Source organism: Nostoc sp. DSM 114159, assembly GCF_053470285.1.
The window spans coordinates 1815084-1830281 of the sequence record NZ_JBPFEH010000001.1; the positions used below are offsets into that span (position 1 = coordinate 1815084).

Consider the following 15198-nt stretch of genomic DNA (forward strand, 5'->3'; position numbering starts at 1 on the left):
AACTTTGTCTAGAAGTTGCACTATTACCAGGAGAAAACATAACCTGGCAATTAACAATTCAAAATTCAAAATTCAAAATTCAAAATTAAAGACGTTTCAGACGGGGATTTAAACCCCGACTGAAACTGGTGCTACATATAGATGTAGGGGTCTTAAACCCTTGAACTTACGATAAAACCTCTTTTTGTCAATTATGAGCGAGAAATACTCAGATTTTAACTCTGGTGGCTTTTTTATAGATAATTATAGTGGGGAATTATCAGCTAAATCCATTTACAAATAAAAAGCCATGAAAGAAAAACCTAAACAAATGCGTATATGGGCGATGTTGTGTCATCTCTCGGCTTTGCTAGGGTGGATATTATTGTGTTTTTTGGTATTTCTTGGCATTCCTTTATATTTACCTTTAAATGTTTTGCCTCCATTCATAATTTGGCACTTGAAAAAATCTCAATATCCTTGGATTGATTTACAAGGTAAGGAATCCTTAAATTTTCAAATTTCTTTAACTGTTTATACTTTTATTACAATCGCAATATCATTAATTTTAGTAGTAACTAGCTTGAGTCTAGCAGTGACTACTAATGGTTCAATTAATCAAATAAAAAATACTTTAGATAATTTATTAATTATACTTATATCATTAATTTTATTCAAACTGTTACTACAATCTTTTGTAGTGACTTTTGCTGCTGTTAAAGCTTACAATGGTGAGCATTATCGTTACCCCTTGACAATTAGAGTTTTACGATAAGCCTAGATGATAGTATACTAGATTCAAAAGAGCGATCGCTAGATGTTATCAACTCAATAGCAATCGCCAAACATGAGGAAAATATTGCCGATATTTGATGTAACTACATATTAAATGTAAATTATAAGTAAACAATAAGTTGCATAAATATGAGGATAAAAATTAGATGATTGGAGTTGCGATCGCCGGCACTGGATTTGGTCAAAAAGTCCATATACCCGGATTCCAAGCACATTCTCGCACTGAGATAGTTGCTGTTTATCACCGTGATATAAATAAAGCCAAAGCCATAGCAGAATCCCATAATATTCGTCATGCTTCCGACTCACTTGCAGATATTGTGGCATTACCAGAAGTGCAAGCCGTCAGCATTTCGACACCGCCTTTTTTGCATTATGAAATGGCAAAAACTGTACTGCAAGCTGGCAAACATTTATTATTAGAAAAACCGACAACTTTAAATGCATTTGAAGCGAAAGAACTTTATCAGTTAGCTAAAGCTAAAAGCGCGATCGCAACCGTAGACTTTGAATTTCGCTTTGTACCAGCATGGCAATTGTTTGCAGAATTATTGTCAGAAAACTATGTAGGTGAGTTACGCTTAATTAAAATTGATTGGTTAGGTTCTTCTCGTGCTGATGCTTCACGCCCTTGGAATTGGTATTCTGAAAAAGAGAAAGGAGGCGGTGCATTGGGATCTTTAGGTTCTCACGCCTTCGATTATATTCACTGGTTATTCGGGCCAGTGCGTAGATTAAACGCTCATTTAACTACTGCTATTCCTACACGAGTTGACCCGATTAGCGGGGAATCTAAAGCTGTGAATACAGATGATAACTGTATATTAACGCTGGAATTAGCAAATGGTACACCTTGCCAACTTTCTATCAGTGCGGTTGTTCATGCAGCAAGAACCCATTGGATAGAAGTATATGGCGATCGCGGTACATTAATCGTAGGTAGTGAAAATCAAAAAGATTATATACATGGTTTTCGTGTTTGGGGTTCCCAACCAGGTAAATCTTTAACAGAAATAGAAATACCGAATCGGTTAATTTTTCCCAAAAATTATGCTGATGGCCGGATTTCGGCATTTATCCGCGTAGTAGATCGATGGGTACAAGGAATCGATCGCAATCAGGAAATTACACCATCACTACGCGAAGGAATTTATTCTCAGCTGTTGATGGATTTATCTCATGAATCGCATCAAAAATCAAGTTGGGTAGATGTTCCAAGCTTGGAAAGATTTCTGAGTAACTAGAAAACAGATGAGCAAAACTCCCCGCATTCGTATCCCACCGGAAGTAAAAAAATATGTTTTTCAACGCGACCAATATCAATGCCGAAGCTGCGGTAAAACTAATGTAGAAGCTAATCTCAGTATTGACCATATTATTCCCCTGGCTCGTGGGGGTCAAAATGATATTAGTAATCTTCAAACTCTCTGTTTTAACTGCAATCAGCAGAAAACAGACAATATTGATCTCCGCTTCCGGCGACATTTTCAGCTTTAGGTTACGATGGTATGAGCTATTAGTTTCTCTCTCATTTCTATGCCTCAAAATCAAAATAGCAATTCCCGAAGATTTCCCAACATTAAAACTACAATTCTTTACCTCTTCGCTATCATAGCTATTTTTGTAGTAGCCTTTCCCTGGCTATATGAGATTAAAACAAAAGCTGGGATCGACATATCACCTGGACGCCATGCAGGAACATTTTTTGAAAAACATACACGCGGACTCTTCAAGTGTGAGTGGCTTTATCCCTACCATTGCGATCGCTCTCACGTTAGGTAAAGGAAGTTATACCAATTCAAAATTCAAAATTCAAAATTCAAAATTAAGAATTCAGACAGGACAAGGGTTTAGGGCTGCCTATCTGTCGCATTCTTTTTTCAAATTGGTATTACAAGGAAATTCTGAAGTAAAACAGACTTTATTACCTGAAAAACCCAAGATTTTACCCCACCCTAACCCTCACGCCACTTGACGGCAGTTGCTCCACTTGGGGAGACCCCAAGACCGCACTGCCTCCTCCACTTGGGGAAACCCCAAGACCGCAGTGGCTCCCCTTATAAAGGGGAGCCACTGTGTTGGGCGGGCAATGCCCGACTTGAAGCATGTGGCGTGAGGGAACTAGATTTATTTCTTATTTCCCCCCTTTATAAGGGGGGATTAAGGGGGGTAAAAAGTATGTGGGACAAGCATTTTAGCTTAAGTTGATACTAATGCACCACTGTAGTGTACCTACATCTATTTCAACTGATTTGAGATCGAGCTAACATCAACGGCCAATTTTTTACCCAACTTGAGCAACTGAAGACACTGATTATCTGGTTCATTACCAAGGCTAGTAATACACATCGGTGCTATATGACTTTGCAGACAACTAAAATATAATTCCTGCGATCGCTGTAGGGAAATATGAATATTTAGTTGATCCCCGACATCAATCAATCGTTCCAACAGTTGGATATCTGCATTAAAGCTATCATTGGCATCGTGCAACAGTTGCCAGAGCGATCGCGCAATTAACTGTTCTAACATTTGCTTACCGTCGGGAATATTCAGCCGACAACGCAAATGTTTTGCTTCAGTGGCGATCGCCTCCAATTCTAAGATGTGATTGCAACTCTTTTGGGGATCGGCAATCTCTTGCTCAAGCGATCGCAATGTCATCAGACAGCGATGTCCTAAAGCAATATCTGCCGCCACCTGCAATTCTTGCGGTACTGCAATTTCATCACGATGAAACGCCATCAGCACACCGTAATTATCACGGTAGGCTTGAGTATATAACTGTCCTAAACGTGCCAGTGTTTCCTGACTCAACAGCCCCATAATCCGGTGGCGTTCTTCAGCAAATAGATTTTGCAAGTTAAAAGCTTCTTTCCCAAATAGCTGTGTCATCGCCAATATCGTATGAGCCGCACTAGCTTGTTTTAGCGCCCCAAACAGCTTTTCTTTTAATTTGCTGTAGTCACGCCGCCCAGTAAATTGTTGAATGCCACAGTGGAAATCCCAGCCTCCCAAATGTAGGACTGCAAATACCAAATGCTCACTTTCCCAAGTAATCTCTGATACCAGCTTTAAATTTCCCACAGCCAGAGTTAGCGATCCCATACGTTGCAGTTGGTAATCTAGCTCATTGGCAGCATAGCAATAAACCCGCTTTTGGTAACGCTGAGACTGTTTGTCAGCAGCATCTTTTCTCGGTAGAGAATTGTGCGTTTCTGCTGGTTTCTGATTGGTAAACAGGGAAGTAATGGCGTAATGGGCTGCAACTTGCTTAAAGCCAAGTTGGGCAGTTAACACTAATTGCCGATAAATTTCTGCACCGTGTTTGAACTGATCCACATTACTGGGGGCTAAACCTAGATGTTTGACGAAGCCTTTTTCCAGCTGCACGCCGGCCACTTCCCCTGCCAATTCCAAAGCACGGGCGGCATAGCGCAGAATTTGTGTCCCTTCTGGACGGGAAATTTCTTCAAAAAACCAGCCGCAACTAGTGAACATCAACAAAGCGTGACGCTGCATTTCTAACAAGCGCAAAGCGTCTACTTGTTCGGCTGCGGTTAGTTTGTGGGTTTGATGACGGGCGAGAAAACGGTTGACATTGGTAGCAGAGCGATCGCGTATTACTTGGATATATTCATCTCGCGCTAGCCAGGGATCGCGAAATAACTGTCTACCATGTTCTGTATACACTTCAGTTAGCCGATCCCGCAGCCAATTTAGGGCATCCCGCAGTGGACGACGCCATTTCTGATGCCAAACTGAGCCTTCCCCACCGCAACCACAGTCATCCTCCCATCTGCCGACACCGTGGGCGCAACTCCAGGCTGTGACTGACTTTAATTCCACTTCCCAACTGGGAGAATTTAAGCTCAGGTAGTGGGCGAAGTTCGTCACCGTCCAACTTTGTTGAGGAAACTCTTTGGTAAAGGCGTAGGCTAAAGTTTTCTCTGTTCCCTTTTTGTGATGTCCGAAAGTTTCTCCATCTGTCGCCACAGAAATTAGCTGTGCCAGACGATGATCCCCACGCACTGCCGAACCGATACGTCCGGTAAAGTGACTGGAATTATAAACTACATCACTAAAACCCATATCCCGCGATATCGGCCCATCGTAGAAGAAGATATCAATGTAGGGTAATTCTTCTGTACTACTATCGTTGGGGTTAGTAGCGAGCGCACTTAAAGGTGAAGATGAAGTGTCTAATGTGGGCTTCAAATAACAACGATAGGGACGGGTGGAATCAATCTGACTACCGCCGACTTCGATCCATTCAGGATGGGGACGATCTGGAGTCGGCAGGGGACGGCAACGCAGTGCTTGAGATGGTGCCAGGACAATGAAGCGAATACCCTCAGCCACAAGAGCTTCTAGGGTGGCGTAGTCTACAGCAGTTTCTGCTAGCCACATCCCTTCGGGATCGCGGCCAAAGCGGGAGCGGAAGTCTTCTTTACCCCAGCGAATTTGGGTATATTTGTCACGCTCGTTCGCCAGAGGCATGATGATGTGATTGTATACTTGCGCGATCGCATTACCGTGACCATGCAAGCGTTGGCTACTCTTGGCATCCGCCTCTAAAATCCGCTGATAAACTTCCACATCGTAGCGTTCTAGCCACGACATCAGCGTTGGGCCAATATTAAAACTGAAATACTCGTAATTATTGACGATCCCCACCACTTCACCTTGCTCATTTAAGACTCTGGCAAAGGCGTTTGGACGATAGCATTCCCAATGAATCCGCTCATTCCAATCATGGAAAGGTGCAGCGCTCGGTTGGCGTTCAATTGCGTCCAGATAAGGGTTTTCCCTTGGTGGCTGGTAAAAATGACCATGCACCGTCACATAAACACCATTAGCTTTTCTCAGGGGATCGGTTTCTTTGGTGTTATTGGGATCTGAATGTAATGTTAACGTTGAGCCAGAGCTAGCTGGCATTTCAGCAGCAGAAGTCATGTATATTTATCCAAAACAAAAAACTTGCATTTGCACCGAAAACATTGTGCATAAACTTTTCTCCAATAGTTTGAACACAAAATCCGGTATAAACAACAACTATGAAATCCAACTAAATTTTTGACAAAGCGGTTTCATTGTAGTGGGAAATCTGCGTTATCGCACAGCCCTTTCCTGAAGGCTTAAAATAATTAGCCATTGAACAAAGCCTCAGTTAGGGGTTTTCTCTTTTTCAGCGCCAATCAAAAATTTAATTGTCTTTTAATATATTAAACCCCATTTTTGATGTAATACTTTGGCTCAAATTCATACTTTTGCAACAAAAGATTACGAAAACTCATTATATCGCAATTTTGCTTTACACAACATCCACAGCGGTGAACGGAAAACAGTACAATCTCTGAATTGTTCTACAGGCGGTTGAGAGTATCCTATGGGAGTGCTGAGTGAAAGTAATTGTTAATTCAACACTCCAAATTTAAAACTTAGGATTGCTCGCTGTGAATGATACCCTCAACTTAAGACAACAAATGTCAACCAAAAACATTATTCTTTTCGCTTTACTACTGTTCATCCCGGTTTCTGTAGCAGCCCACTTTCTGGAGTGGGGAGAATTAATAGTTTTCATTACAGCTGGATTAGCCATTCTGCCCTTAGCAGCTTGGATGGGTACAGCTACAGAAGAAATTGCTGTCGTAGTTGGGCCATCATTCGGGGGCTTGTTAAACGCCACCTTTGGCAACGCTACAGAATTAATCATTGCCCTAGTAGCGTTGAACGCTGGGTTAGTAGATGTAGTCAAAGCTAGTATCACGGGATCGATTATTAGCAACTTACTACTAGTGATGGGTTTTTCCATGCTTTTGGGAGGACTGCGCTACAAAGAACAGACATTTCAGCCAATTGTGGCGCGGGTAAATGCTGCCTCGATGAATTTGGCAGTGATTGCCATTTTGATGCCAACAGCAATGAACTATACCTCTCAAGGAATTAACGAACAAACATTGCAAAATCTTTCTATTGCTGTTGCCCTAGTATTAATCTTGGTTTACGCCCTAACGCTGCTATTTTCGATGAAAACCCACTCCTATTTGTATGATGTGGGTGTAGCGGAGACAGAAGAAGAGGAAACCCCTCACGCGAAACCAAATATGATTTTGTGGGTTGGCGTGTTGCTAGTATGTACCTTGCTAGTGGCAATTGAGTCAGAAATGCTAGTAGATTCTCTGGAAGTGGCCACATCTCAGATAGGTTTGACGGCGCTGTTTACAGGGGTGATATTGGTTCCCATCGTCGGTAACGCAGCTGAACACGCCACAGCAGTCACCGTGGCGATGAAAGATAAGATGGATCTTTCCCTTTCGGTAGCTGTGGGATCGAGTATGCAGATTGCCTTATTTGTTGCACCCGTGTTAGTTATAGCAGGGCGGGTATTGGGGCAACCAATGGATTTGGATTTCAAACCCTTTGAATTAGTCGCTGTAGTTGTGTCAGTGTTGATTGCCAACAGTATTAGTTCCGATGGTAAGTCCAATTGGCTCGAAGGCACTTTGTTATTAGCTGCTTATACAGTGTTGGGGTTCGCCTTCTACTTTCATCCAGTTATGGAAGGTATGGGGTAGTACCGCAAGGCAAAAGTCAAAAAGAGGAAAAGGGGCAGTTCTTGCTGGGAGCAGGGGGAAACCCTATAAATAAATTTACTTTCTCTGTACCTTTTTATTTCTGCTAAAAAGTTCATAGTAAGGAATTTAGTGCTTATCCTTTCCTTATCCTTATCTTCTAAGCACGCTTTGTGCTTAGTACAAACCCTCAAAACGAGCTTATTGTACTAGTTAGTAGTGCGACACCAAATAGCCCGTCGTAGAGATCGCTCATATTTTAACGGATTCGCAAAAGTCTCCACCCTTAACGCCAGTAAAATAAAGAGATATAAGAGCGATCGCCTATATGAGCTACTGCCTTAACCCTCATTGTCCTAAGCCTGAAAATCCCAATCATGTCAATTTTTGCGTGACTTGCGGTTCCAAGTTACTCCTCAAAGAACGTTATCGTGCTATCAAACCAATCGGACAAGGTGGTTTTGGCAAAACTTTCTTAGCTGTGGATGAAGATAAACCCTCAAAACCACGCTGCGTAATTAAGCAATTTTATCCCCAATCCCAAGGTACTAACACTCTTGCCAAAGCCGTAGAGTTATTTAATCATGAAGCGGTGCAGTTAGATGAATTGGGTAAACATCCCCAAATTCCCGAACTACTGGCATATTTTACCCAAGAAGCTCGGCAGTATCTTGTACAAGAATTTATCGACGGGCAAAACTTAGCCCAAGAATTAGCACATAGAGGTGCTTTTAGTGAAATAGAAATCTGGCAATTACTAAATGATTTATTACCAGTATTGCAATTCTGTCACGCTAGACACGTAATTCACCGAGATATTAAGCCAGAAAATATTATTTTACGCGAGAGCGATGCCTACGGCAAGGGCGAAGCCCAACGCAAACTAGTTTTAGTAGATTTTGGTGCTGCAAAATCTGCCACTGGCGCTGCTTTAAATAAAACTGGTACTACTATTGGTAGTCCAGAATATGTTGCTCCTGAACAAATGAGAGGTAAAGCTATTTTCGCCAGCGATATTTATAGTTTGGGTGCGACTTGTATTAATTTATTAACTGCGCGATCGCCCTTCGATTCTTATGATACTAACAACGATACTTGGGTATGGCAGCAATACTTAAAAACTCCTGTTAGTAATCAGTTGAGTCGCATTCTCAACAAAATGTTAGAAAGTATTCCAATTCGGCGTTATCAAACAGTAGATGAAGTTCTCAAAGATTTAAATCAATACTCGCCAGCAGCATCCAAGCCAGCGATTCCACCAAAACCGATTTCTCAATCACCACCAAATTCTTCACCTGCTTTTGTATCGAAATCTCCTAGTCAAATTGAGAAAGAATTAGAGGAAATGAAAACCCAATTTATGGGTGGTAATAAACCTCAACCAAATAAAATACAGCTACAAAATCCTACATCTCAGCCTACTAGTAAAAGTAAAATAGATGAAGAATTAGAAGAATTAAAAGCTAAATATCTTGGAAAGAATAATACGCCAAATCAATGATAAAACCAAATATCAAAAGTCTCTATTACATCACACATATTGAAAATTTGCCCTCAATACTTCAAAGAGGTATTTTATCCCACAAAGCAGTTGAGGAGTTAGGTGTTTCATATACACCAATCTATGATAGTGGGATTGTTAGCAAGCGTAAAGATAAGTCTACACCTGGAAGGAGTAGTTTGTGGGAGTACGCTAACTTATACTTTCAGCCACGTAACCCAATGATGTATCGAGTGGTTCATGAAAAGGACAAAAGAGATATTGCTGTTGTTGGAGTCAAACCGGATGTATTTGGAGCAGCAGGAGGACTAATTACAGATGGAAATGCTGCCAATGATCCAACTCAATTTTTTGCTATTAAGGAAGGAATAGAAATACTTCAGAAACAATGGAAAATTATTCAAAATGAGTGGTGGAATGAGCTAGATGGTTCCAAACGAAAGATAATGGCTGAGTACCTGGTTCCTGAGCAAATCAGCCCAGAACTTGTTCATTCAGTTTTTGTAGCAGACTATAAGGCTAAAGAGCGAGTCGAAACAATTATAGGTTCAGCTAGAATACCTATTGTTCCTGAACCAAATATGTTTTTCCAACCTATATCTGCTGCCCGTATCGGGACTAATATTTCCTTGATTGATGGGGATATGTTTTTTTCAAATATGCAAACCTTGACGATTAGTGTTAACCTTCAAGGCATAATGGGCAAAGGATTAGCGTCACGAGCAAAATATCAGTTTCCTGACGTATATGTAGTTTATCAAGATGCTTGCCGAAATCAACAGCTGACTGCCACAAAACCCTATCTTTATAAACGGGAAGCTTCTTTAGACCAAGAACTAGCCGATCTTAGTCTTCCGCTTGTGTCCTCCAATGCTGTAAAGTGGTTCTTGTTGTTTGCTACGAAAAGACAATGGCGAGAAAACTCTCGTTTAGAAGATATTGAAGGTGGCTTAGAATGGGTTAGAAACAATTGTCATGAAATTGGTATTCAGTCTTTGGCAATGCCAGCTTTGGGTTGTGGTTTAGGCAATTTAAATTGGTCTGAAGTAGGGCCACTAATGTGTCGATATTTGCATAATATAGGAATTCCGGTTGCGATTTATCTTCCACGGGAACACCAAATTGATTCCAAATATTTAACTAATGCTTACTTGCTAAATCGCTCTTGATTCGCACATTGTCTTAATCGCCTAATTACTGTCCGTCGGCTGGGCGCATCTAATCGTTGGGGGAGTACAAGGTTAGTGTTAATGGTTCGTCAGAGAACAAAGTATCAAACCGTTGATTCACCCAAGCTAAACGCAAATGTAGAAGGTGATTGAACCCATCCTCACTCCAACGCATCCCCACACCTTTGAAACGTTGTTGAATTAACCATTTACAAGCACTTTCAACCATACCGGAGCCAATAGGCAAACCTAGTTTCTTAAAAGTGCGATACTGAATGTGTTTGAAGTGAGTGTTTAAGTAGTCTCGCACTTGGCGCAAAATGGTTTGAGTTGCTTTTGAGGTGTTTTGAGACTTACTTAACCAATTCAATTCTTGGATGATATTCTTTCCCCGACCATGACGTAATTGATGACGCATCCTTTTGAACCACATTTGAGGTGTTCGCTCAGGATTACCGTCTGAGTAAGCACTTGCAGCTTTCCATAAGTGTTGTGCTGCATGATAGAAATCTAAAATGCCAATGGCACAATGAGCAAAGGATTGCTGAAAAAGTCGCCAAAAGCCTCGTGCGCCATCGCTAATCCAAACAACCGTTTCGGCAGTAGTCATGCCTTGTTTAAAAGCTTCAAGTCGAAGACGCGGTTGCAAGTCATCGATATCACCCAAGACAGCGACTAGCCGTCGTTGGTGTAAACGAGTAACCATTTCACCAGACCGCTTTTTATATTTACCTAAGCGAGCTATTAAGGCAATCTTCACCTCGCGCCAGACAATCTTGCCTTTAGGTGTTTGTGATTGAGAACGGAAAGGAACTGTTACGCCGTCCGCTGCAATGATCAAGGGTGTATCTACAAGTGTTGCATCCAAAAATTCTAGGCAGGGTAATTGTCCATTTTCCAAATGCTGTAATTGAATTTTCAACTGGTCAATAGCGCGTCTGCCTGCGGCTTGCACCCATTTCCAAAGCGTATCTTCATCCACTGCAATGCCACACAATTGCTGTAACATCCAAGCTGCCAGTCCAAAAGGCAGAAACACTGCAAGTAGACATCCTAAACGTATGAGTTCAGATGAGGTTTGTTGATAAGGATGAATGTTTAGAACGTTATCAAAAGGAATACTTTGACTACCTGCACAGCGATTAGAACATCTACCAACTCGTCGAAGCCATTCAACTTGTCCTACAAGGGTAAGCATTTTTCGTTTTATAAACCCTTTGCTACGTAGGCGCTTGTTGCATTTAGGACAGTTCTCCCAAAAAGTCGGAGATTGGGCACGTTGTCTCAGTTGCTGCTCTACAATTGCTCTAGCGAACCACAGTCCCATCTGCCAAGCGGTAAGCACAAGTGCTGTGAGAGTTATACTGGCTTGAAGTTTTTTACATAAGTGTTGCCAATCATTATCGGATGGAAACAGTTGTTCAATTTGGTATTGCATTAATAAAAAAACTTGTGCCCTTATAAACCGGAATCTTCAAATGTTCCCATTGCTCCTAGGCGAATTGTTAGGAGTTCAACGTCTGTTATTGCTTTGTGCGGCCCCTGGCGAGTGTTGGCTGGAGTAAACCAAAACGTTAAGGCAGAGGATGTTGTTCCCCCAGTTTCCATTACCCCAGCAAGTATGTAAACATACTCATCACACGAATGGATGTGAACTGGAATTGTAGTACCAGCACTCATTTTCAAAAGATGGATTGACCCTTGTGGAACAGGCTCCGCCAAGGGTAAAAGCTGAGTTCCGGGAAATTGAGTCAAGTCAATCCACGGCTCCTCAATTGTGTTGATAAATACTTGCTCAGGCATAAGATATATCCATGATGCGATGATTGAGAGTGAATGAATAATATTCACTCGTTCACATTATCACAACCCTTCGCTCTATGGGAAAAACAACTAAACCTACACAACCTCGATATGATGTCCTTGGGCGATATACGGCTTTGTTGGATGCAGGCGAAACATTGTTCTGTATTGGCTACGAGCAAGCCCAACCTCAACTCATTGCTGATACCGCAGGTGTATCGGTTGGATTATTTTATCGTCATTTCAAAAGCAAGCAAGAATTGCTCACTGCTATCATAGTCAGGCATTTAAACAAGTTACATCTTCAAATTGCTCAAGCTCTCAGCGCCTGTTCTCATCCAATAGAGGCTATGCAGATGGTTGTTTTGCTTACATTGCGCTATTTCCATCAGCATCAAGGACTAATCAAACTATTCTTCATGCAAGTCGGTTATGGTGACATCGCAGCAACCGAACAACTTCAGTCGGCGCGACTAAACTATCGCAATATTTTATTGACCATTATTGAAGATGGTATTGCTCAAGGGATATTCCTCAATCCACCTGCACTTAATGTTCAAATTACTATTAACAGCATTATTGGTACGATTAATTGGACTCTTTACGATCTACTCGTTGTCCAAAATCAAAACCTAGAACCTGAAGTCTTAGCCACACAGATATCTTCCCACTTGCTACGGAGTCTGGCACGTTAGTTCCCCCTCCCCCAAAGGCTAGATACGCCCCCGTCGGCTCATTTTTGACATCCACTCGAATTTCATAAAACCTATATTTCATAAGGTTTTTAACTTTTATAGAGACTTTCTAATCTCCATTTTTATTCACCTCTTATAGTTCAAATAGACTACTAAATGTCTTTGATAGTTTTCACAAAAAAGTGACTCTAATATCTAGAGTCACCTGCAAATAAAATAAATTGAGACTTTAGAGGTACAAAACCTTACTTCTTAGCTTCAGCAATAGGTACCCATTCAGTGTGGAAAGTTCCAGGCTTATCAAGACGCAGGTAGGTATGTGCGCCGAAGTAGTCGCGTTGTGCTTGAGTTAGATTTTGGGGCAAGCGATCGCGGCGATAGCTGTCAAAATAATCCAAGGATGCGCTAAATGCCGGTACTGGAATTCCCAGTGTTGCAGCTGTCGCAATCACTTCCCGCCAAGCAGTCTGTCTGTCGAGAATTGTTTGCTTAAATTCGGGAGCTAACAGCAAGTTAGGCAAAGCTGGATTTTCGCTAAAAGCCTTTTTAATCTTATTCAAAAAGCGAGCGCGAATAATACAACCACCTTTCCAAATCCGCGCCATTTCGCCCAAGTCCAAATTCCAGTTATATGTTTTTGAAGCTGTGGATAGCAACGCCATCCCTTGAGCATAAGAACAGATTTTTGAGCAATAGAGAGCATCGCGTACTTTATTGATAAAGTCCTTGGTTTGCCCGTCATACTTGCCACTAGGGCCTGTAAGGGCTTTAGATGCTGCAACCCGCTCCTCTTTAATCGAAGATATAATCCGGGCATTAACTGCTGCTGTAATTGTGGGAATAGCAACTCCCAATTCCAATGCAGTTTGCACAGTCCAGCGCCCAGTTCCCTTTTGGCCTGCTGCGTCAACAATCAAATCCACCAGGGGTTTTTTTGTTTCTGGGTCAATATATGGGAAGATATTCTTCGTAATCTCAATCAAAAATGAATCGAGTTCATCGGTGGTGTTCCATTCAGCAAACACCTCATGTAGCTGATTATGGTCTAATCCAGCGACATTTTTCAGCAAATCGTAGGCTTCAGCAATTAACTGCATATCGCCATACTCAATGCCGTTGTGTACCATTTTGACATAGTGGCCAGAACCACCAGGGCCAATATAGGTTACACAGGGGCCATCATCGACTTGGGCAGCAATTTTGTTGAAAATTGGCGATAGATACTCGTAAGAGCTTGTTGTACCTCCAGGCATCAGTGAAGGCCCATTTAGCGCTCCTTCTTCACCGCCACTGACACCCATACCAAGATACCGAAGCCCAGCGGGTTCTAATTCCTGAGTGCGGCGTTCCGTATCTTCAAACCAAGAGTTACCACCGTCGATAATGATATCGCCTTCCTCTAACAAGGGTTTGAGTTGAGCAATCACCGCATCTACTGGCTTACCAGCTTGCACCATTACTAGAATTTTGCGGGGACGTTCCAATAAGGCAACGAATTCTTCCAAAGTAAATGCGGCTTTGACGTTCCGTCCTGTAGCACGCTGCGCCATAAACGCATCCGTTTTTTCTCGGGAGCGGTTGTAAACTGCAATTGGGAAGCCATTGCGCTCTACGTTTAGAGCGATGTTCTCACCCATAACGGCTAATCCAATCACACCAAAGCTTTGTAGTGTCATAAAAAATTTCTGGCTAACTCTTGCAGATCCTTTTACTTTAAGGGTAGTCCGATATTTTCCCTTCTCCCCTAAAGAAGACCTTAAGACTTCATATAAACCACAAAAATCCACAACTAACATGGATAATTAATTTTAAATTGTATCTAAATCAACAATTGACTGGCAAAATTTGCAAAATTGAAATAATCAAAAGACGCAGTAAGGAGTAACCAAATAATGCTGGCATTTGTCCTAGCTTTGGTAGTGGGTCTTGGTAGTTTAGCCATTTACATAGCAGCTTTCTTTTTCCCAGAAATCCACCGCAAGAATGACTTTATCTGGAGTGGTGTAGGGCTGTTCTACGCTTTAGTATTATGGGTGTTTGCACCACGCATTACTGGAGGTTTGTTGCTCGGTCATGTGGCTAGTGTGGCTCTTTTGGTCTGGTTTGGCTGGCAAACTCTATCATTACGTCGGCAATTGACTCCACAGGCACAACAAACCCAAGTACCCAGTGCTGAGACAGTAAAAACTGGCATTCAAGAACAGGTGAATAAGTTGTCTCTTCAGGAACGGCTGGGACAGTTGCAAAAAGGTCTGGGTAGTACCTTCAGTGGCGCGAAAGACAAGGTGCAACAGACTGTGAGTAAAAAAACACCCACAACCCCCAAACCTGAAGATATTACCTCTGTATTGTCAGAGAAACCTGCTATTGAGATTATCGACAAAACTATTGTCATACCAGAACCACCAGCAGAGGAGATTACTACTGACACCGAAGCAAAAACCGAGACTGTACCGGAAGCGATTCCTCCACATCCCCCATCTCCTGAATTGGTGGAAGCAGCACAACCAGATTTTGAAATTGAGGATAAGCAACCGATTTCTGTAGAAGAAATTGCTCCAGATGCGGTACTCGCTCCCCCAGCAGAAACGCCACCTGAGCAAATACCGCCTAATCAAGCTAGTTGAATGCTGTGAAACCCAACGTTAACCTAATATAATGTTGGGTTTCACTATTTCCAT

General features: G+C 41.9%; 13 protein-coding genes. 9 read left to right on the forward strand and 4 right to left on the reverse strand.

Annotated elements, in window-relative coordinates:
• The first annotated feature begins 289 nt into the window (after window positions 1-289).
• The 4 genes from ACR5KR_RS07250 to ACR5KR_RS07265 all read left to right on the forward strand — a co-directional run bounded on the left by ACR5KR_RS07250 (window position 290) and on the right by ACR5KR_RS07265 (window position 2556).
• Entirely contained in the window at window positions 290-754 is a 465-nt protein-coding gene (locus tag ACR5KR_RS07250) for a DUF4870 domain-containing protein (protein WP_448265990.1), read from the forward strand.
• A 166-nt stretch (window positions 755-920) separates the two neighbouring features.
• On the forward strand, window positions 921-2018 hold the full coding sequence (locus ACR5KR_RS07255) for a Gfo/Idh/MocA family protein (protein WP_448265991.1): 1098 nt from the start codon (window positions 921-923) through the stop codon (window positions 2016-2018).
• Window positions 2019-2025: 7 nt separating this feature from the next.
• Entirely contained in the window at window positions 2026-2271 is a 246-nt protein-coding gene (locus tag ACR5KR_RS07260) for an HNH endonuclease (protein WP_445627128.1), read from the forward strand.
• Window positions 2272-2310: 39 nt separating this feature from the next.
• Entirely contained in the window at window positions 2311-2556 is a 246-nt protein-coding gene (locus ACR5KR_RS07265; RefSeq protein ID WP_448265992.1) for a hypothetical protein, read from the forward strand.
• A gap of 456 nt (window positions 2557-3012) precedes the next feature.
• On the opposite strand, the gene ACR5KR_RS07270 is transcribed toward ACR5KR_RS07265, so the two are convergent.
• Entirely contained in the window at window positions 3013-5730 is a 2718-nt protein-coding gene (locus ACR5KR_RS07270) for a DUF3536 domain-containing protein (RefSeq protein WP_448265993.1), read from the reverse strand.
• 530 nt (window positions 5731-6260) lie between these two features.
• Here ACR5KR_RS07270 and cax point away from each other — a divergent pair.
• The 3 genes from cax (at window position 6261) to ACR5KR_RS07285 (ending at window position 10019) form a co-directional block, all read left to right on the forward strand.
• Complete coding sequence (gene cax, locus ACR5KR_RS07275; protein ID WP_448265994.1) at window positions 6261-7352, forward strand: calcium/proton exchanger; 1092 nt, start codon at window positions 6261-6263, stop codon at window positions 7350-7352.
• Between the two features lie 325 nt (window positions 7353-7677).
• Window positions 7678-8850, forward strand: a complete 1173-nt coding sequence (locus ACR5KR_RS07280; RefSeq protein WP_448265995.1) for a protein kinase domain-containing protein — start codon at window positions 7678-7680, stop codon at window positions 8848-8850.
• Window positions 8847-10019 carry a DarT ssDNA thymidine ADP-ribosyltransferase family protein gene (locus ACR5KR_RS07285; RefSeq protein WP_445627123.1) on the forward strand — a complete coding sequence of 391 codons (1173 nt, stop codon included), beginning with the start codon at window positions 8847-8849 and terminating at the stop codon, window positions 10017-10019. Before ACR5KR_RS07280 ends, ACR5KR_RS07285 begins: the two co-directional genes overlap by 4 nt.
• A 49-nt stretch (window positions 10020-10068) precedes the next feature.
• On the opposite strand, the gene ACR5KR_RS07290 is transcribed toward ACR5KR_RS07285, so the two are convergent.
• Window positions 10069-11457, reverse strand: coding sequence for an ISKra4 family transposase (locus tag ACR5KR_RS07290; protein ID WP_448265996.1), 1389 nt, complete (start codon window positions 11455-11457; stop codon window positions 10069-10071).
• Window positions 11458-11477: 20 nt separating this feature from the next.
• Entirely contained in the window at window positions 11478-11822 is a 345-nt protein-coding gene (locus tag ACR5KR_RS07295) for a cupin domain-containing protein (protein ID WP_448265997.1), read from the reverse strand.
• 77 nt (window positions 11823-11899) lie between these two features.
• Here ACR5KR_RS07295 and ACR5KR_RS07300 point away from each other — a divergent pair, with 77 nt between their 5' ends.
• Window positions 11900-12517, forward strand: coding sequence for a TetR/AcrR family transcriptional regulator (locus ACR5KR_RS07300; protein ID WP_448265998.1), 618 nt, complete (start codon window positions 11900-11902; stop codon window positions 12515-12517).
• 245 nt (window positions 12518-12762) lie between these two features.
• Here the strand turns inward: ACR5KR_RS07300 and gndA are convergent, their stop codons facing one another.
• A complete protein-coding gene (gene gndA, locus ACR5KR_RS07305; RefSeq protein ID WP_322679004.1) occupies window positions 12763-14193 on the reverse strand; it encodes an NADP-dependent phosphogluconate dehydrogenase in 1431 nt (476 codons plus the stop codon).
• Window positions 14194-14409: 216 nt separating this feature from the next.
• Between gndA and ACR5KR_RS07310 the strand changes: the two genes are divergently transcribed.
• The gene (locus ACR5KR_RS07310) at window positions 14410-15144 is read left to right on the forward strand and encodes a Ycf66 family protein (protein WP_448265999.1); all 735 of its coding nucleotides are present in this window, start codon (window positions 14410-14412) and stop codon (window positions 15142-15144) included.
• Window positions 15145-15198: the final 54 nt, after the last annotated feature.

What these genes read in the sequence shown, in the direction of transcription:
- ACR5KR_RS07250 (WP_448265990.1), top strand. Translation starts at nt 290, where the DNA reads ATGAAAGAAAAACCTAAACAAATGCGTATATGGGCGATGTTGTGTCAT.
- ACR5KR_RS07255 (WP_448265991.1), top strand. Translation starts at nt 921, where the DNA reads ATGATTGGAGTTGCGATCGCCGGCACTGGATTTGGTCAAAAAGTCCAT.
- ACR5KR_RS07260 (WP_445627128.1), top strand. Translation starts at nt 2,026, where the DNA reads ATGAGCAAAACTCCCCGCATTCGTATCCCACCGGAAGTAAAAAAATAT.
- ACR5KR_RS07265 (WP_448265992.1), top strand. Translation starts at nt 2,311, where the DNA reads ATGCCTCAAAATCAAAATAGCAATTCCCGAAGATTTCCCAACATTAAA.
- ACR5KR_RS07270 (WP_448265993.1), bottom strand. Translation starts at nt 5,730, where the DNA reads ATGACTTCTGCTGCTGAAATGCCAGCTAGCTCTGGCTCAACGTTAACA.
- cax (WP_448265994.1), top strand. Translation starts at nt 6,261, where the DNA reads ATGTCAACCAAAAACATTATTCTTTTCGCTTTACTACTGTTCATCCCG.
- ACR5KR_RS07280 (WP_448265995.1), top strand. Translation starts at nt 7,678, where the DNA reads ATGAGCTACTGCCTTAACCCTCATTGTCCTAAGCCTGAAAATCCCAAT.
- ACR5KR_RS07285 (WP_445627123.1), top strand. Translation starts at nt 8,847, where the DNA reads ATGATAAAACCAAATATCAAAAGTCTCTATTACATCACACATATTGAA.
- ACR5KR_RS07290 (WP_448265996.1), bottom strand. Translation starts at nt 11,457, where the DNA reads ATGCAATACCAAATTGAACAACTGTTTCCATCCGATAATGATTGGCAA.
- ACR5KR_RS07295 (WP_448265997.1), bottom strand. Translation starts at nt 11,822, where the DNA reads ATGCCTGAGCAAGTATTTATCAACACAATTGAGGAGCCGTGGATTGAC.
- ACR5KR_RS07300 (WP_448265998.1), top strand. Translation starts at nt 11,900, where the DNA reads ATGGGAAAAACAACTAAACCTACACAACCTCGATATGATGTCCTTGGG.
- gndA (WP_322679004.1), bottom strand. Translation starts at nt 14,193, where the DNA reads ATGACACTACAAAGCTTTGGTGTGATTGGATTAGCCGTTATGGGTGAG.
- ACR5KR_RS07310 (WP_448265999.1), top strand. Translation starts at nt 14,410, where the DNA reads ATGCTGGCATTTGTCCTAGCTTTGGTAGTGGGTCTTGGTAGTTTAGCC.